At 63.7% G+C, this 15,856-nt stretch carries 16 protein-coding genes; 6 read left to right on the forward strand and 10 right to left on the reverse strand.

The genetic code is table 11. The annotated features are described in order from the left end of the window. The first annotated feature begins 133 nt into the window (after positions 1-133). On the forward strand, positions 134-754 hold the full coding sequence (locus M5C01_RS10990; RefSeq protein WP_152738059.1) for a flavin reductase family protein: 621 nt from the start codon (positions 134-136) through the stop codon (positions 752-754). Between the two features lie 9 nt (positions 755-763). Here M5C01_RS10990 and M5C01_RS10995 read toward each other — a convergent pair whose 3' ends face one another. Together M5C01_RS10995 and M5C01_RS11000 are read right to left on the reverse strand one after the other, a co-directional pair. Further along, complete coding sequence (locus M5C01_RS10995) at positions 764-1,003, reverse strand: hypothetical protein (RefSeq protein WP_177099919.1); 240 nt, start codon at positions 1,001-1,003, stop codon at positions 764-766. Positions 1,004-1,045: 42 nt separating this feature from the next. After that, positions 1,046-1,411, reverse strand: a complete 366-nt coding sequence (locus M5C01_RS11000) for an antibiotic biosynthesis monooxygenase family protein (protein WP_152738053.1) — start codon at positions 1,409-1,411, stop codon at positions 1,046-1,048. Positions 1,412-1,752: 341 nt separating this feature from the next. Here M5C01_RS11000 and M5C01_RS11005 point away from each other — a divergent pair, with 341 nt between their 5' ends. Further along, positions 1,753-2,682: an AraC family transcriptional regulator gene (locus tag M5C01_RS11005; protein ID WP_103497877.1), complete on the forward strand. Its 930-nt coding sequence runs from the start codon at positions 1,753-1,755 to the stop codon at positions 2,680-2,682. 3 nt (positions 2,683-2,685) lie between these two features. Here M5C01_RS11005 and M5C01_RS11010 read toward each other — a convergent pair whose 3' ends face one another. From M5C01_RS11010 to M5C01_RS11035, 6 genes are all read right to left on the reverse strand, one after another. Next, positions 2,686-3,744, reverse strand: coding sequence for an ABC transporter ATP-binding protein (locus tag M5C01_RS11010; RefSeq protein ID WP_152738050.1), 1,059 nt, complete (start codon positions 3,742-3,744; stop codon positions 2,686-2,688). A gap of 18 nt (positions 3,745-3,762) precedes the next feature. After that, complete coding sequence (locus M5C01_RS11015) at positions 3,763-4,611, reverse strand: ABC transporter permease (protein WP_152738047.1); 849 nt, start codon at positions 4,609-4,611, stop codon at positions 3,763-3,765. After that, complete coding sequence (locus M5C01_RS11020) at positions 4,608-5,516, reverse strand: ABC transporter permease (RefSeq protein ID WP_103497883.1); 909 nt, start codon at positions 5,514-5,516, stop codon at positions 4,608-4,610. Before M5C01_RS11020 ends, M5C01_RS11015 begins: the two co-directional genes overlap by 4 nt. Positions 5,517-5,727: 211 nt before the next feature. Further along, on the reverse strand, positions 5,728-6,831 hold the full coding sequence (locus M5C01_RS11025; protein ID WP_103496369.1) for an extracellular solute-binding protein: 1,104 nt from the start codon (positions 6,829-6,831) through the stop codon (positions 5,728-5,730). A 208-nt stretch (positions 6,832-7,039) separates the two neighbouring features. Further along, positions 7,040-8,488 (reverse strand): aldehyde dehydrogenase family protein, encoded by a 1,449-nt coding sequence (locus M5C01_RS11030; protein WP_248764306.1) that lies wholly within the window; start codon positions 8,486-8,488, stop codon positions 7,040-7,042. Beyond that, positions 8,488-10,125 (reverse strand): 5-guanidino-2-oxopentanoate decarboxylase, encoded by a 1,638-nt coding sequence (locus tag M5C01_RS11035; RefSeq protein ID WP_152738044.1) that lies wholly within the window; start codon positions 10,123-10,125, stop codon positions 8,488-8,490. Before M5C01_RS11035 ends, M5C01_RS11030 begins: the two co-directional genes overlap by 1 nt. Before the next feature lie 142 nt (positions 10,126-10,267). On the opposite strand from M5C01_RS11035, the gene M5C01_RS11040 reads away from it, so the two are divergent. Next, entirely contained in the window at positions 10,268-11,152 is an 885-nt protein-coding gene (locus tag M5C01_RS11040; protein WP_152738041.1) for a LysR substrate-binding domain-containing protein, read from the forward strand. A 119-nt stretch (positions 11,153-11,271) separates the two neighbouring features. Here M5C01_RS11040 and M5C01_RS11045 read toward each other — a convergent pair whose 3' ends face one another. Further along, positions 11,272-11,886: an NAD(P)-dependent oxidoreductase gene (locus M5C01_RS11045; protein ID WP_152738037.1), complete on the reverse strand. Its 615-nt coding sequence runs from the start codon at positions 11,884-11,886 to the stop codon at positions 11,272-11,274. 112 nt (positions 11,887-11,998) lie between these two features. Next, a complete protein-coding gene (locus M5C01_RS11050; RefSeq protein ID WP_152738034.1) occupies positions 11,999-12,883 on the reverse strand; it encodes an MBL fold metallo-hydrolase in 885 nt (294 codons plus the stop codon). A 112-nt stretch (positions 12,884-12,995) separates the two neighbouring features. On the opposite strand from M5C01_RS11050, the gene M5C01_RS11055 reads away from it, so the two are divergent. From M5C01_RS11055 to M5C01_RS11065, 3 genes are all read left to right on the forward strand, one after another. Next, entirely contained in the window at positions 12,996-13,901 is a 906-nt protein-coding gene (locus M5C01_RS11055; protein WP_152738031.1) for a LysR family transcriptional regulator, read from the forward strand. Positions 13,902-14,034: 133 nt separating this feature from the next. Beyond that, entirely contained in the window at positions 14,035-14,211 is a 177-nt protein-coding gene (locus M5C01_RS11060; RefSeq protein WP_248764307.1) for a hypothetical protein, read from the forward strand. 112 nt (positions 14,212-14,323) lie between these two features. Then, positions 14,324-15,841: an MDR family MFS transporter gene (locus M5C01_RS11065; protein ID WP_178129805.1), complete on the forward strand. Its 1,518-nt coding sequence runs from the start codon at positions 14,324-14,326 to the stop codon at positions 15,839-15,841. The last annotated feature ends 15 nt before the right edge of the window (positions 15,842-15,856 follow it).

The raw sequence follows: 15,856 nt of genomic DNA on the forward strand, positions 1-15,856 counted from the left end.
ACGACGCAAGACTCCCTGGCCTCATCGTCAGCAAGCAGGTGCCTGCAAGGGCCAACACCTATCGCATTTCCCCGCGACGCATCGCACACTGTCGCCTTCCCTTGATGATCCGATCCCTGGAAACCCTCGAACCATGTCCGACGCCATCCACTACTACGAACCCGCCAACGGCCACGGCCTGCCCCACGACCCGTTCAATGCCATCGTCGGCCCACGGCCCATCGGCTGGATTTCCTCGCAGGATGCCCAGGGCCACCTGAACCTGGCGCCCTACAGCTTTTTCAACGCGTTCAACTACATTCCGCCGATCGTCGGTTTCGCCAGCGTCGGTCGCAAAGACAGCCTGAACAACATCGAACAAACCGGTGAGTTCGCCTGGAACCTCGCCACCCGGCCCCTGGCCGAAGCCATGAACCAGAGTTCCGCGGCCGCGCCCGCCGAGGTCGATGAATTCGAACTGTCCGGCCTCACCCCCTCCGCCTCGCGGATCATCAAGGTGCCACGGGTAGAGGAAAGCCCGGTGTCGTTCGAATGCAAAGTCACCCAGATCATTCAACTGCAACGGGCCGATCAGGCGTTGGTGCCCACCTGGCTGGTGCTCGGCGAAGTGGTCGCCGTGCATATCGCCAAGTGGCTGCTCAAGGATGGGGTCTACGACACCGCCGCCGCCGAACCGATTCTGCGCGGCGGTGGACCGGCGGACTACTTCCAGTTGGGCCCGGAAGCCTTGTTCAAGATGTACCGTCCACGATAGACCCGGTCGTTAAACCACCGACCAGGCCAACTCACCCTCTTCGTCGACATCAGCCAGTCGCGCAAGCTCTTGCGCGGCAGCCTCGTCGGCCTCGAAGGCGGTCTTGAACTTCTGTTCATCGAGTATTTTGTGAAACCGTGGTGCACCGGAACCGTCCAGGGCTTTCACGGCAATCGCCGCGCTATAACCGCCCTCACCGGGAACCACCGCCGAAACGGCTTCGAAGTGTGTGAATGCTTTACGTGCCATGCCTGTTATCCCGGCCAATTGATTGGCCGGCATTCTAAACCTTCAGCTGGCCAACTGCTGCAAGGCACCTGCGCTGGACAGATGAAAATCGCACTGGGCCCGGGCCGCGCTGACATCGCTGAAGGTATGGAAGTCGAAGCTGTCGACCACCAGGTCCTGGACCAGCTCGGCAAAGACCTGCATGGCCGGGGTATTGAAGTAGGCTGTCATGGCCGGTTGGTTGATCCAGAATCCGGACACCAACCACAGGTCGGCATCGGCCAGGGAGTGCTGCAGGGAAAATTGCAGGCAACCGGGGGCCTGGCGGGAGGGTTCGATCAGGCTGCTCAGCCGTGCGCCCAGCTCGGCGGAACGCCCAGGGCGTGCACGAACAAAGGCCATATGACTGACGGGGATAGGCTTGGACATGCGCGACGCTCCCGAAGAGAAGTTGTACTCGCTCAATCAGCCCGGGGACTGACTGCGACAGGAACAGAGATTAGAGCGTTTGACGAGGGGTCGTTAGTCGATTCCTGCCGGCTTATTGCACAATCCTGCCGCGACGCCGATTCCCGCCAGCGCCGAGCCCCCCGGACTGCCCTCTCCCTCCCCACCGCGTTTTGAGCAACTTCCCGGCGCCTGGCCGCCTGTAATATGACCGTCATATGAAAAGACTGCAGAATCAGGCAAGAATTGCGCAGTATTGTCCTGGCGTTGCGGATTGCCCAAACTTAAGCTTGCCCCATTCGCAATCACCTCCAGGGCCCGCCATGTCCTTGCTCGATCAACCCCAAGTCCCCCTGCCGGTAGAAATGGAAAAGTTGCGCGCGGAGCTGGCCGAGATCATCTACCGCAACACCGGTGAAGACGGCAGCTACGCCACCGCGGTGGGCTCGCTGCACCTGTCGCGCCATGGCCAGCCCCACGAATTCTCCCCGGTCCTGGCCCAGCCGGCCCTGTGTGTCATGGCCCAGGGTCGCAAGGAAGTACGCCTGGGGGATGAGAACTTTGTCTACGACCCGCTGAACTACATGGTGGTCTCGGTTTCCATGCCGATTTGCGGGCGGATCACCAGTGTCTCGCCGGAACACCCAATCCTCGCCTTGCGCGTGGATATCGATCCGGCCGAAATCAGTGCCTTGATTGCCGAGGCCGGTCCCATGGGCGTGCCCAGCCGGCCCACCGGGCGCGGCTTGTATGTCGAGCGCCTGGACACACAGATGTTCGATGCCCTGCTGCGCCTGACCCGCCTGCTCGACAGCCCGAAAGACATCAACATGCTCGCGCCGCTGATCCGTCGGGAAATTCTCTATCGACTGCTGCGCAGCCCGCAGGGCTACCGGCTGTATGAGATCGCCATCGCCAATAGCCAGAGCCACCGGGTCAGCCAGGCGATCAAGTGGTTGAACGGCAATTTCGAACAACCGCTGCGCATCGACAGCCTGGCCCGCGAGGCCAACCTCAGCGTGTCGACCCTGCACCACCGGTTCAAGGCGATGACCTCCATGAGCCCGTTGCAGTACCAGAAGCAGCTGCGCCTGCAGGAAGCGCGGCGGCTGATGCTGATCGAAGGCCTGGACGCCTCGGCGGCGGGCTACCGCGTGGGCTATGAAAGCCCCTCGCAGTTCAGCCGCGAATACAGCCGGCTGTTCGGCGCGCCACCGCTGCGCGACCTGGCGCGGTTGCGCCTGAGTGTCTAGGCGCTAGGCTGCCAGAACCCGGCACGCCTCGGCCGGAATGGTCACCGAGACCCTATGCCCCACCCCCAGGCCGATGCCCTGGCACGGCGTGCTCAGCGCCGTGAACGACACACCGGAACACTCGACGATGGTTTCAATGGTCGAGCCGATATCGCGGACGAAGATCACCGTGCCGAGCAGGCGATTGTGCCCCGCCGTCGACTCGGGCGCGGAGAGTTGCAGGTCTTCCGGGCGCACCAGCATCCGCACCTGCTTACCGGTCTCGACACCTGCACTGCTCGGTACCTCGATGCTCTCGCCCCCCGGTAGCCCGACCCTTCCGCCGCCCAGCACGGTGGCCGGAAAGATATTGCCCGAACCGATAAAGTCGGCGACGAACTCATTGGCCGGGTGCCGATAGATCTCGATCGGCGTGCCCACCTGCTGCACCCGATGCTCGCCCAGCACCACCACGATATCGGCCATGGTCATCGCCTCACGCTGGTCGTGGGTGACCATGATGGTGGTGATGTTCAGGCGCTGTTGCAGCTGGCGGATTTCCACCTGCATCGATTCGCGCAACTTGGCATCCAGCGCCGACAGCGGCTCATCCAGCAGCAGGAGCTTGGGCCGCGCGGCAATCGCCCGGGCAATCGCCACCCGCTGGCGCTGGCCACCAGAGAGCTTGGACACCGGCCGGTCGATCATCTCGCTCAGTTGAATCAGTTGCAGCAGTTCGACCACCCGCGCCTGCTGCTCGGCCTTGCCGACCCCGCGCAGCTTCAGCGGATAGGCGATGTTCTCGCCCACGGTCATATGGGGAAACAGCGCCAGGGACTGGAACACCATGCCGAAGTTGCGCAGGTGCGCCGGGGTCTGGCCGATGTCCTCGCCGTCCAGGCGGATCTCGCCACCGCTGAGGGTTTCCAGGCCGGCGATCATCCGCAGCAAGGTGGTCTTGCCGCACCCCGAAGGGCCGAGGAAGCACACCAGCTTGCCCTCGGGCAGGTGCAGATTGACGTCCTTCACCGCACAGGCCAGGCCGTAGTGTTTTTCGACGTTTTCCAGAATCAGTCCAGTCATGTTGCTTACCTCAAGAAATCAGAAGGAAACGCCGCCCTCGCCCACCAGCTTCTCCAACGCCCAGATCAGGACGAAGTCGATCAGCACGATCAGCACGGCAAAGGAGAAAACAGTCGGGTCCAGGGACGAGACGGTGCGGCTGTACATCCAGATCGGCACGGTCATCACGTCGATGGTGTAGAGGAAATAGGTCACGGTGAACTCGTTGAACGAGACGATGAACGCCAGCAGCATCCCGGCGAGAATCCCCGACTTCATCAACGGCACCACCACATCGAGGATCGCCCGCTGCGGCGAAGCACCAAGCATCTGCGCCGCCTCCTCGACCTCGCTGCCGATGGAGAGCATGGCCGCCGTGCAGTTCTTCACCACGAAGGGCAAGGCCAGGATCACGTGGGCAATCACCAACCGCGAGAAGCTCATCTGGAACGGCAGGCTGTCGAACACCAACAGCAACGCCAGGCCCAGCACCACCATCGGAAACACCAGGGGCAGGGACATCAACTGCAACGCCACGGCCTTGCCACGAAATTCGCAACGCACCAGCGCATAGGCAGCGGGCACCGCCACCAGGGTCGCAAACACCATGGTCAGGCAGGCCACCAGCAAACTGGTAGTCATCGCCTTGCCCAGGCTCAGTACATCGCTGCTATCGGGTGAGACGAAGGTCTGCCAGGCCGCGCGATACCATTGCAGGCTGTAGCTGCTGGGCGGGAAGTCGAGGTTCGAGGCACCGCTGAAGGACATGACGATCATGGTCAGGATCGGCAGCACCGCCAGCAGCAGGATGATCCCCGAAAGAATCCCGGCGAAGCGCCCGGTCTCCCCCGGCAGGATCGACAGGCGTTTGGACGACGACAGGCTCATTGGCAGGACTCCAGCATCCGGCGCCGACGGCCGGTGACGTATTCGGACAAGGTCATGATCGCCAGGGTGGTGATGATCAGGACCACGCCGGCCGCCGAAGCCGCCGGCCAGTTCATCAGCGGGGCAATCTGGTCATGGACCATCACCGCCAGCATCGGTACACGCCGACCGCCCAGCAGCAGGGGCACGACAAAGCTGCTGGCGTTGTAGGCAAACACCAGGGTCGCGCCGGTGATGATGCCCGGCAGGCTCATCGGCAGGACCACCTGGCGAAACACCTGGAAGCGGCTGGCGCCGAGGGTCGCGGCGGCCTCTTCGTAGGTGCGGGCGACACCGCGCATGGCGCTGGCGATCGGCAGGACCGCGAGGGGAAAAGCGGTCTGCACCAGGCCCATCAACACGCCGTTCTGGTTGTACAGCAGCATGATCGGGCGCTTGATCAGGCCCAGGCCCATCAGCGCCTGGTTGAGCATGCCGCCGGGACCGAGAATCACCAGCCAGCCGTAGCTTTGCAGCAGCAGGTTGACCAGCAGCGGCAGGAGCACCGCGGCGAGGAAGATTCGCCGCAGAAACGGCGAGGTCAGGCGCGACATGGTGTAGGCCACGGGGATCGCCAGCAGCACCGCGATCACGGCGCTGAACAGCGCCAGGCGCAGGGTCAGCAGCAACGACTTGAGGTAGTAGGGTTCAAGCAGTTGCGCATAGCTGGCGAGGCTGAAGCCGGTCCATTCGGCGCCCTTGGTGCCGACGCTCATCCGTAGCACCAGCAGGCTGGCGAGGATCAGCACGGCGAGAAACAGCATCGACGGCGAAAGGAAAAGCCAGGCCCGGGCGGTGGGCGAAATCCCCGTAGAGGGACGCGGCAAAACCACGCCGACCGGCCGGGTCAGAGGTTGGTGTTCCATAAAAAGAGTCTCGACTGAGAGAAATCATCAACAAGGCAGAAGCTGGCGGACACGCCTGATCGCCAGGATTGAACGCGGTCCCTTGTAGGAGCCTGGCTTGCCAGCGAAGGCGTCCTCAAGAACGCCAAAAGCTTCGCGGGCAAGCCGGGACGCCGGACCGCCTGCTCCCACAGGTTGCGCGGTGTCTTCGAATCCTGGCGCGACCTGAACCTCAGGACGAAAAGATTTCCGTATAGCGGCGAATCCACTGGTCATGCACCGTCGCCAGGAAAGCGTTGTCGTGCATGATGGCCTTATCGGCAATCTGCTCCGGCGTCAGGATGTACGGGCTCTTGCGCGCTTCGGCGGAGATGATCGCCTTGGCGTTGACCGGGCCGTTGAAGATGTCTTCGGCCATCTTGCCCTGCACCAGCGGGTCGAGCGAATGGTCGATAAAGGCGTAGGCCAGGTCGGTATCGCCAGGGCGATTCTTCGGCATCACCGAGAGCATCAGGTCGGTGTAGAAGCCTTCCTTCATACCGAATGTGGCACCCAGGCCGTAGGCCGGATCACGGATCTGTTTCGGAAAGAACGCCGGGGCATACAGGCCGCCCAGGTCCAGGGAGCCGGTACGGAACAGCTCGGCGATCTGGTTGGGGTTTTCCCCGAGGGTGACCACGCGGTCCTTGAGCTCGGCGAGCTTCTTGAAGCCCGGCTCGATATTGTGCTCGTCGCCACCGGCCAGCTTGGCGGCGATGATGATCAGGTCCATGGCCTCGGTCCAGTTCGGCGGCGGCAGGAACAGATTGCTGGCGAAGTCCTTGTCCCACAGCGCCGCATAACTGTCCGGCGCCTCTTTCACGGTGCGGGTGCTGTAGACCAGGCTGTTGCACCAGAGCAGGTAGCCGATGCCATGGCCGTTGGCGCCGGTACGGTATTTTTCCGGCACGTCGACCAGGTTGGGAATGCGGTTCAGATCGGGTTTTTCCAGGAGCCCGGCAGCGGCCAGGCCTTCGGCGCCGACACCGGCCAGGGTGATGATGTCGTACTGCGGACGATCACCGCCGGCCTTGAGCTTGGCGACCATTTCCGAGGTGCTGCCGGTGCGGTCGGCGATCACCTTGGCGCCGGTCTTGGCCTCGAAGGTCGCGGCGATATTGCGCAGGGCGGCAAGGCCGGTGTCATCGGACCAGGTCAGCAGCTTCAGGGTCTTGCCCTGGAAGCGGGTGTCGCTGGCATTGGCCCGGATAAACGGCATGCTCATGGCGGCGGCGGCCACCGAAGCGACGCCCACGGTCTTGATGAACTGCCTTCTGTTCAGGTCGTACTGGCCCATTTCGGACTCCCTTTATTCTTTTAGGTATGAGGTCGGTCGCAACGTCTGCGGCCGGTCTTCGATCTCGCTGGAGCCCCCGTGGACCGTGGGTCGTAGCTGAGTCGGCGGGTTCATCCTGAGGTCGCCTGGGACCGGCAACAATCGAAAGTTTGTCATTGAAGCCATGCACTCGGCGCATGCCTCATTTCGAGGCATGCACTGCCCTGTTTTACAGGGCGCGAATCACATGTTTGATTTCCTGGAAGGCCTGCAAGCCCCAAGGCCCCAGCTCACGGCCCAGGCTGCTCTGCTTGTAGCCGCCCCAGGCGGTTTGCGGGAAGATCACCTGCGGCGCGTTGATCCATACCAGCCCGGCCTGCAAGGCATTGGCGATACGTTGCGCGGTCTGGGCATTGCTGCTGACCACGCTGGCCACCAGGCCGAACTCGCTGTCGTTGGCCAGCGCCAATGCCTCGGCCTCGCTGGTAAAACTGCGCACACAGAGCACCGGGCCGAAAATTTCTTCACGCCATAACGCACTGTCCAGGGGCACTTCGGTGAAGATGGTCGGTCGCAAAAAATAACCGCGCGCGAGCTCCGGCGGACGTCCGCCGCCACAGACCAGTCGGGCACCGACACTCAGGCCACGGTCGATATGAGCGAGCACACGCTGGTATTGCGCCTGGTTGACCAGCGCGCCCATTTCCACCTCGGGGTCGAACGGGTCCGCCACACAAATGGCCTCGGCCCGCGCAGTGAGGCGCAGCAGGAATTCATCGGCGATCTCCTCCGCCACCAGCACCCGGCTGGTGGCCGAGCACATCTGCCCGGCATTGAAGAAACCGCCGCCACTGGCGAGCTCCACCGCCAGATCGAGGTCGGCATCGGCCATCACCAGCAGCGCCGATTTGCCCCCCAGTTCCAGGCTGACGCCCTTCACGGTTTCCGCTGCCCGCTGCATCACCTGGACTCCCACCGCATTGCTGCCGGTGAAGGAAATCTTCGCCACCCGAGGGTCGGCCGCCAAGGGCGCGCCGACGGCCAGGCCGGTGCCGCAGACCAGGTTGAAGACCCCGGCTGGCAAGCCGCTCTCAGCAATGATCGACGCCAGTTCCAGCTCCGGCAGCGGCGTGACTTCCGACGGTTTGAGCACCACGCAGCAACCGGCGGCCAGGGCCGGAGCCAGCTTCCAGGCAGTGGTGACCATCGGGAAATTCCACGGCACGATCAGCCCCACCACCCCGCACGGCTCGCGGCGGACATGGGCGGCGAAGGCGTCGCTGGGCAGCTCGACCGTTTTGTCCTGCTGCCCGTCGAGGGCCTCGGCCAGGCCCGCGTAATATTCGAAGGTGGCAATCACATCATCGACATCGATGCCCGCCTCGAACAGCGGTTTGCCGTTGTTGCTCGATTGCAGGTGCATCAGGGTTTCGCGGCGCTCGCGCACGCCCTCGGCAATCCTGCGCAGCACAGCGCCACGCTGTGCCCCGGTGGTCGCCGACCAACCGGCAAAAGCCCGGCTCGCCGCGCTCACCGCCTGTTCCACCGCCTGTCCATCGCCACCGGAAACGCTGCCGAGCAGAGCCTCAGTCGCCGGATTGATCACCCGCAGCTGTTCGCTGCCGGAACGCCATTGGCCGTCGATATAGAGGCCGTCCTGATTCATCTGCACTTTCATCACCAGGCCTCCCCTTCCATCCACAGGTGCTGGTCGATTTCGATCAGGGTCGGTCCCTGGCGATCCGCGGCGGCCTCCAGGGCGCTACGCAAGGTCTCAACACCGGAAACGGCCTCGGCCACGCAACCCAGGGCTCGGGCAACACCGATAAAGTCCGGGGTATAGATATCCACGCCAACCGGGGTGATAGCGCGATTGACCATGTATTTCTTGATCTCTTCGTAGCCCTGGTTGTTCCAAAGCAGCACGATGATCGGGGTCCGCGCTTCCACCGCGCTGGCCAGTTCCGACAGGGTGAACTGCAAGCCGCCGTCACCGATCAGGCAGACCACAGGAGGCCGCTGGCTGCGTTCGCTGGCGCCGCCCAACCAGGCACCGATGGCCGCCGGCAAGGCATAACCGAGGGTGCCGTAGCCGGTGGACGAGTTGAACCAGCGCCGTGGGTGCTCCGGGTTCAGGGTCAGGTTGCCGGTGTAGACCGGTTGGGTCGAGTCACCCACCAGCACCGCCTCCGGCAACACCTCGAGAACGGTGTTGAGGAATTGCGTCTGGGCACGGGTCGGAGCGTCCCAAAGCGCATCCAGTTCGGCGCGCAAGGCGGCGGCGCGTTGCGCTCCCCAATCGCCTTGGCGTGCAGCCAGCGCCTGGCCTTCGACGGCGGCGAGCAACGCCTCGGCGGCGGTCCGCGAATCGGACACCAGCGCGACCTTGGGCGGATAGTTGCGCACGGTCTGATCCGGGTCGATATCGACCCGCAGCAAGGTGCCGGGAATCTCGAAACCACCGGCAAAGGTGATGTCGTAGTCGGTTTCCGCCAGCTCCGTGCCGATGGCCAGGACCACGTCGGCATCCGCCACCAGGGCACGGGTCGCGACCATGGATTGGGTCGATCCGATCAGCAGCGGATGGCGCGACGGCAACATGCCCTTGGCGTTGATGGTCAGGGCCACCGGAGCCTCCAGCCGCTCTGCCAACCGGGTCAGCGCGGCGGCAGCATCGATGGCACCGCCACCGGCGAGGATCAGCGGATGGCGGGCCTTGGCCAGCAGTTCGGCCATTTGCGCGATCGCCGCGGGGGCGGCGCCGGCACGGGTAATCTGCACCGGCTGACTGTCGAGCAAGGCATCGGCGTTTTCCACCAGTACATCGAGAGGAATCTCGATATGCACCGGACGCGGCCGCCCGGCCTGGAACAGCGCGAAGGCCCGGGCCAGCACCGCCGGCAATTCGGCCGCCGACATCAGCGTATGGGAGAACGCCGCGACACCCGCGACCAGCGTGCCCTGGTTCGGCAACTCGTGCAGCTTGCCGCGCCCACCGCCCAGTTGACTGCGGGACTGGACGCTGGAGATCACCAGCATCGGGATCGAGTCGGCATAGGCCTGGCCCATCGCCGTGGTGATATTGGTCATGCCGGGGCCGGTGATGATAAAGCACACCCCCGGCTTGCCGCTGGTGCGGGCATAGCCGTCGGCCATAAAGCCGGCGCCCTGTTCATGGCGCGGCGTGACATGCTCGATGCTCGATGATGCCAGCCCGCGATAGAGCTCCACGGTATGCACGCCGGGAATGCCGAACACCTGCTCGACCCCGTAGCCTTCCAGTAACTTGACCAATACTTCGCCGCACGTCGCCATCTGTCCCGCCCTTCTTGTTCGTATAAGCCATGCTGCCGATGAGCACAGCGATAGGGTTATTGGAGCGTTTGGCCGATGGCGGGCACAAGGCAAAAATAGTCATACTAGGCATGTCCTGTCGTCATGCCTGAGCTGCCCCGCCATGAAACGTCCGCCACCGCTGCCCGCTCTGCATACCTTCCTGGTCACCGCCCAGTGCTGCAACTTCACCCGCGCGGCCGAGCTGCTGCACATCACCCAGGGTGCGGTGAGCCGGCAGATCGCCGGGTTGGAGAGCCACCTGGGTTATGCGCTGTTCCAGCGCCAGGCCCGTGGCCTGAGCCTGACGGCCCAGGGCCGCGAGTTGTTTCCGCGGATCCAGCAGGTGTTCAACCTGATCGACGAAGCGGTGGATCAGGTCGGCGCCCGGCGCGAGGCCCTGCAACTCAAGGCCCCGACCTGCATGATGCGCTGGCTGCTGCCACGCCTGTTGCAATGGCAGAAGGAACGCCCGGACGTGCCCGTGGAGCTGACCACCACGGTGCAGCACGCGGTGGATTTCCGCCGGGAAGAATTCGATGCCGCCGTGGTCTATGGCCCGGCGCCGGGGCCCTCGGTGGCGTCTCACCATCTGTTCGACGAGCAACTGACGCCGGTTTGCTCACCGCAACTGCTGGAAGGTCCGGTGCCGCTGAACAGCTTCGCCGACCTCGAGCAGCATATGCTCCTGCATCCCACCCGCGACCAGCGGGACTGGGAAGCCTGGCTCAAGGTAGCCGGCGCGCGGGTCAGCAATATTGGCAAGGGACAGCATTTCGACACCCTGGACCTGGCGATGAGCGTGGCGTCCCAGGGCACTGGCGTGGCAATTGGCGATTGGGCGTTGATCGGCGAGGACCTGAGTGCCGGAAGGTTGGTGATGCCGTTCGATTTGCGGGTGCGCACCGGGCAGGCGTATTACCTGGTCTACCCGGAACGGGCCGGGACGGCGCCAGAGTTGCGGGAGTTGATGGAGTGGCTGGTGGCGCAGGCGGCCACGCGGGTTTGATAAGACCTGCAGGAGCCGGCTTGCTGGCGATGCAGACGCCGCGGTGTCTCAGACAGACCGCGTTATCGTTCATCGCCAGCAAGCCGGCTCCCACGGGAGGCACGGCGTATCGCTAAAACTCAGTAGCCGACGGCGAAGCGCTGACGCGAGTGTGCCGGTTTCTCGACTTCATCCAGCAGGGCGATGGCGTAATCGGCAAAGGTGATCCAGCTGCGACCTTCGGCACTCACCAGCAGGTCATCCTTGCCCAGGCGGAAGTGCCCGGTACGCTCGCCTTCGACAAACTCCGCCGACGGCGACAGAAAGCTCCAATCAAGTTCCTTTTCCTGGCGCAAGCTCTCAAGGAACTCCGCCCCCGCACTGGCCTCAGCCTTGTACTCCGCCGGAAAGCCCGGGCTGTCGATCACCCGACCGCCACCTGGCAACAGCAGCGAACCGGCACCGCCGACCACCAGCAGGCGCTTGACCCCGGCCTTCTTCACCGGACCGATCACCGCCGCGGCCGGCAGGGTGGCGAAATGCGCGGCGCTGATCACCACATCGTGACCGGCAACCGCCGCTTCCAACGCCGCGGCATCCAGCGCATCGACCGCCTTTTTCACCACACCGGCACGCTCGGCGATCTTCGCCGGGTTACGGGCAATGGCGGTCACGCTGTGGCCGCGACGCAGGGCTTCTTCCAGCAACTGGCTACCGGCACGGCCGGTGGCACCAATGATTGCAATCTTGCTCATGACACTCTCCAGTTCCAATCGAATGACGCTGTGCGTCGAGGGGGCCTTCCCGCCCAGGGAGCAGGAAGGCTGATCTACAGATACGTCCAGTCCAATCAACAGGTGAGCGAACTCACCACTTCATCTCGCCCTTGGCGACCTTGGCGCTGAGCTCCAGGGAGGACTCCTCGCCGAGGCCCGGATAACGCTTCTTCATCGCCGCAATCAGTTCAGCGGAATCCTTGGCCTTGGCGGTCTCTTCGTCGAAGGCCTTGATGTAGTCCGCGGTAAATTGCACCGCCGCAAGGGAACGCGAGCTGTCGCCAAGGAAGTGACCGGGCACCAGGGTCTTGGGTTTCAGCGCCTGGATGTGTTGCAGCGTTGCCAACCAGGCCCGATGGGACTGCGCGGTCTGGGTGTCAGCCATCCACACATGGATGTTTTCCGCCACCACCACACCGCCCACGACCGCCTTGATCGACGGAATCCAGACAAAGGTGCGATCCGGTTGCTGGCTGTTCAAACCGATAACTTTCAGCTCACGCCCTTCCAGCGTCAGGCGATCGCCCTTGAGCACCTGGGGCACCACCGTGTGCGCCGGCACATCGGCGCCCATTTTCGGCCCCCAGAAAGCCAGCTTGCCGTCGACGGTGGCCTTGATATGCGCCACGGTCGGCGCCGATGCCAGCACCTTGGCCTGGGGGAACGCCTGGGTAAGGGTATCCAGGCCGAAGTAGTAGTCCGGGTCGCCATGGCTGATGTAGATGGTGGTCAGTTGCTTGCCGCTGGCGCGGATTTTTTCCACCAGTTGTTCGGCCTGGGATTTGCCGAACTGGGCATCCACCAGGATTGCCTCCTTCTCACCGCTGACCAGCACCGAACTCACCGGGAAAATCGCCGAGGTCCCAGGATTGTAGACATCCAGGGTCAAGGCCGGCTGGGCTGCCGCCGCGTGGGCGACAAAACCCAGGGTGGCGCTGGCGAGCAAGAGGCGACGAAACAAAGACAATCCGATCATGTGCAACTCCGAGATCTGTTGGCCGTGATGGCGATGAACAGAGCTTAGTTGCCCGAACCGATACAAAAAATGCGATGCTGGAACATAGTTTGTTTCTGAAAGTGGTCAAATCATGGATCGTCTTACAGCAATGCGGGTCTTCGTCACGGTGGTCGACCTGGGCAGCCAGTCGGCGGCGGCCGACCATCTGGACCTGTCGCGCCCGGTGGTATCGCGCTACCTCGCGGAGCTGGAGGACTGGGTCGGCGCCCGGCTGATGCACCGTACCACCCGAAAGCTGAGCCTGACCGCCGCCGGCAACGAAACCCTGCCACGCTGCCGCCAGATGCTGGAATTGTCGGCGGACCTGCAAGCCGCCGTCAGCGTACCGGACGAGGCGCCGCGCGGGCTGTTGCGGATCAGCGTCAGCACCTCATTCGGCCTGGCACAACTGGCCGATGCCATGGCCGAATACGTCAAGCATCATCCGGGTGTCAGCGTCGACCTGCAGATGCTCGACCGCACGGTGAACCTGGTGGACGAGCGCATCGACCTGGCGATTCGCACCAGCACCGAGCTGGACCCGAACCTGATCGCCCGCCGACTGACCGTCTGTCGCTCGGTGATCTGCGCTTCCCCGGCCTATCTGCGCGAACACCCAGCGCCGCAGCGGGTGGAAGACCTGAGCCGACACAACTGCCTGACCCACTCCTACTTCGGCAAAAGCCTCTGGCATTTCAAGCAGGACGGAGAACAGGTTTCAGTGCCGGTGCAGGGCAATATCAGCGCCAACGAGGCCAGCACCCTGATGCAGGCGGTGATCGCCGGGGCCGGTATCTCGATGCTGCCGACCTACCAGGCCGGGGCCTATATCAAACGTGGCGAATTGGTGCGCCTGCTGCCCCAGGCCGAACCGATACTGATGAACATCTATGCGGTGTACGCCTCACGCAAACACATGCCGGCGACGCTGCGCAGCATGCTCGACTTCCTGGTGCAGCGCTTTCCCGAAGTGCCACTCTGGGACGAGGGATTATAAAGACTGGCCGATCCAGCGGCTGAATAGCGCGCCTACGATACGCCGAGTGTGACTGGCAACTCCCGACAACTGACCTAGGCTTGAATCAGTGCCTTCTAGCGAACTGAGTCCGGCAGAGTCAGAGGTCAAGAGCATGAATATTCTAAAAACAAGAAAGTGTGCCGCCGTATTAGCTGTCACCGCCGTTGTAGCGCTCTACGCCACCGCGGCCTGGCGGGTAGAACAGATACGACAGACGCCACGGGGGTTATCCACCTGCCACCTGGATTTCTGCGTGCCCCATACGGCCAGCCTGAGTGCATTGAGATAATCTCGGCAGTTGTACTTACGAGGCTATCGAATAGCAGGCTATCGAGTACACTGGCAAGCATCCCCGCGCACTTGCCTGGTGAGCGGGTCAACCACTGCTTGCAGGTTCTACCGTGACCAATCTCAATCAGCCCGGCCAAACGAAGCCGGCGATTCGCAGTATCCTGATCGCCTTGATGCTGGCGATTTTCCTCGGTGCGCTGGACCAGACCATTGTCGCCGTCTCGATGCCCGCCATCTCCGCCCAATTCAAGGATGTCGGCCTGCTCGCCTGGGTGATTTCCGGCTACATGGTGGCCATGACCGTGGCCGTGCCGATCTACGGCAAGCTCGGCGATCTCTACGGTCGACGCCGGCTGATGCTGTTCGGCATGGGCCTGTTCACCCTTGCCTCGCTGTTCTGCGGCATGGCCCAGAGCATGGAGCAACTGGTGCTGGCGCGGATCATCCAGGGCATCGGCGCTGGCGGCATGATTTCGGTCAGCCAGGCGATTATCGGCGACATTATCCCGCCCCGCGAACGCGGCCGTTACCAGGGTTATTTCAGCAGCATGTACGCGGTGGCCAGCGTGGCCGGGCCGGTCCTCGGCGGCTATATGACCGAGTACCTGTCGTGGCGCTGGGTGTTCCTGATCAACCTGCCGCTGGGCCTGGGTGCCTGGCTGGTGGCCCACCGCACCCTGGTCGGCCTGCCGATACCGCAGCGCAAGCCGATCATCGATTATCTCGGCACCGTGCTGATGATCATCGGCCTGACCGCCCTGCTGCTGGGCATCACCTTCATCGGCCAGGGCCACCACTGGAATGACGGACAGGTCCTGGGCCTGCTGGTCACGGCGCTGATCGCCCTGCTGCTGTTTGTCCTGCATGAGCGACACACCGTGGAGCCCTTGCTGCCGATGCACCTGTTCCTCAACCGCAACGCCCTGCTGTGCTGGTGCACGATATTCTTCACCAGCTTCCAGGCGATCTCCCTCACCGTACTGATGCCCCTGCGCTTCCAGAGCGTGACCGGGGCCGGCGCCGACAGCGCGGCCCTGCACTTGCTGCCGCTGGCGATGGGGCTGCCCATGGGCGCCTACTTTGCCGGACGGCGGACCTCGGTGACCGGCTACTACAAACCGCTGATCCTGATCGGTGCGCTATTGATGCCGCTGAGCATCCTCGGCATGGCGTTTACCCCACCCCAGGCGGTGCTGCTCAGCAGCCTGTTCATGCTGCTCAGCGGGATCGCCGGCGGCCTGCAGTTCCCCACCTCGCTGGTGGGCACGCAGAACTCCGTGGCACAGCACGATATCGGCGTCGCCACCAGCACCACCAACCTGTTCCGCTCCCTCGGCGGCGCGATGGGCGTGGCACTGATGTCGGCGTTGTTGCTGGCGCTGTTGCAGGACTCCAGCCTGAGCCATTTGGCCGGCGCTTCGCTGGTCACCGAAGGCAGTTCGGGCAATGCCCTGCTCGAAGGCCTGAACAGCGCCGAAGGTCCGGCGCGCGACGCCTTGCGCGCCGAGCTGCTGTTGACCTTCCGGCACCTGCTGCTGATCAGCGCCGCCGTCGCCCTGCTGGGCCTGACGGCGGCGCTGGCGATGCCGAACAAGGTCCTGCGCGGGCGCGAAGACAAGGCCCGCTAGTCGACGGAATTCCCT

Origin of the sequence: Pseudomonas sp. MWU12-2319 (genome assembly GCF_023242525.1) — a bacterium.
In the GTDB taxonomy this organism is placed as follows: Bacteria; Pseudomonadota; Gammaproteobacteria; order Pseudomonadales; family Pseudomonadaceae; genus Aquipseudomonas; species Aquipseudomonas gingeri_D.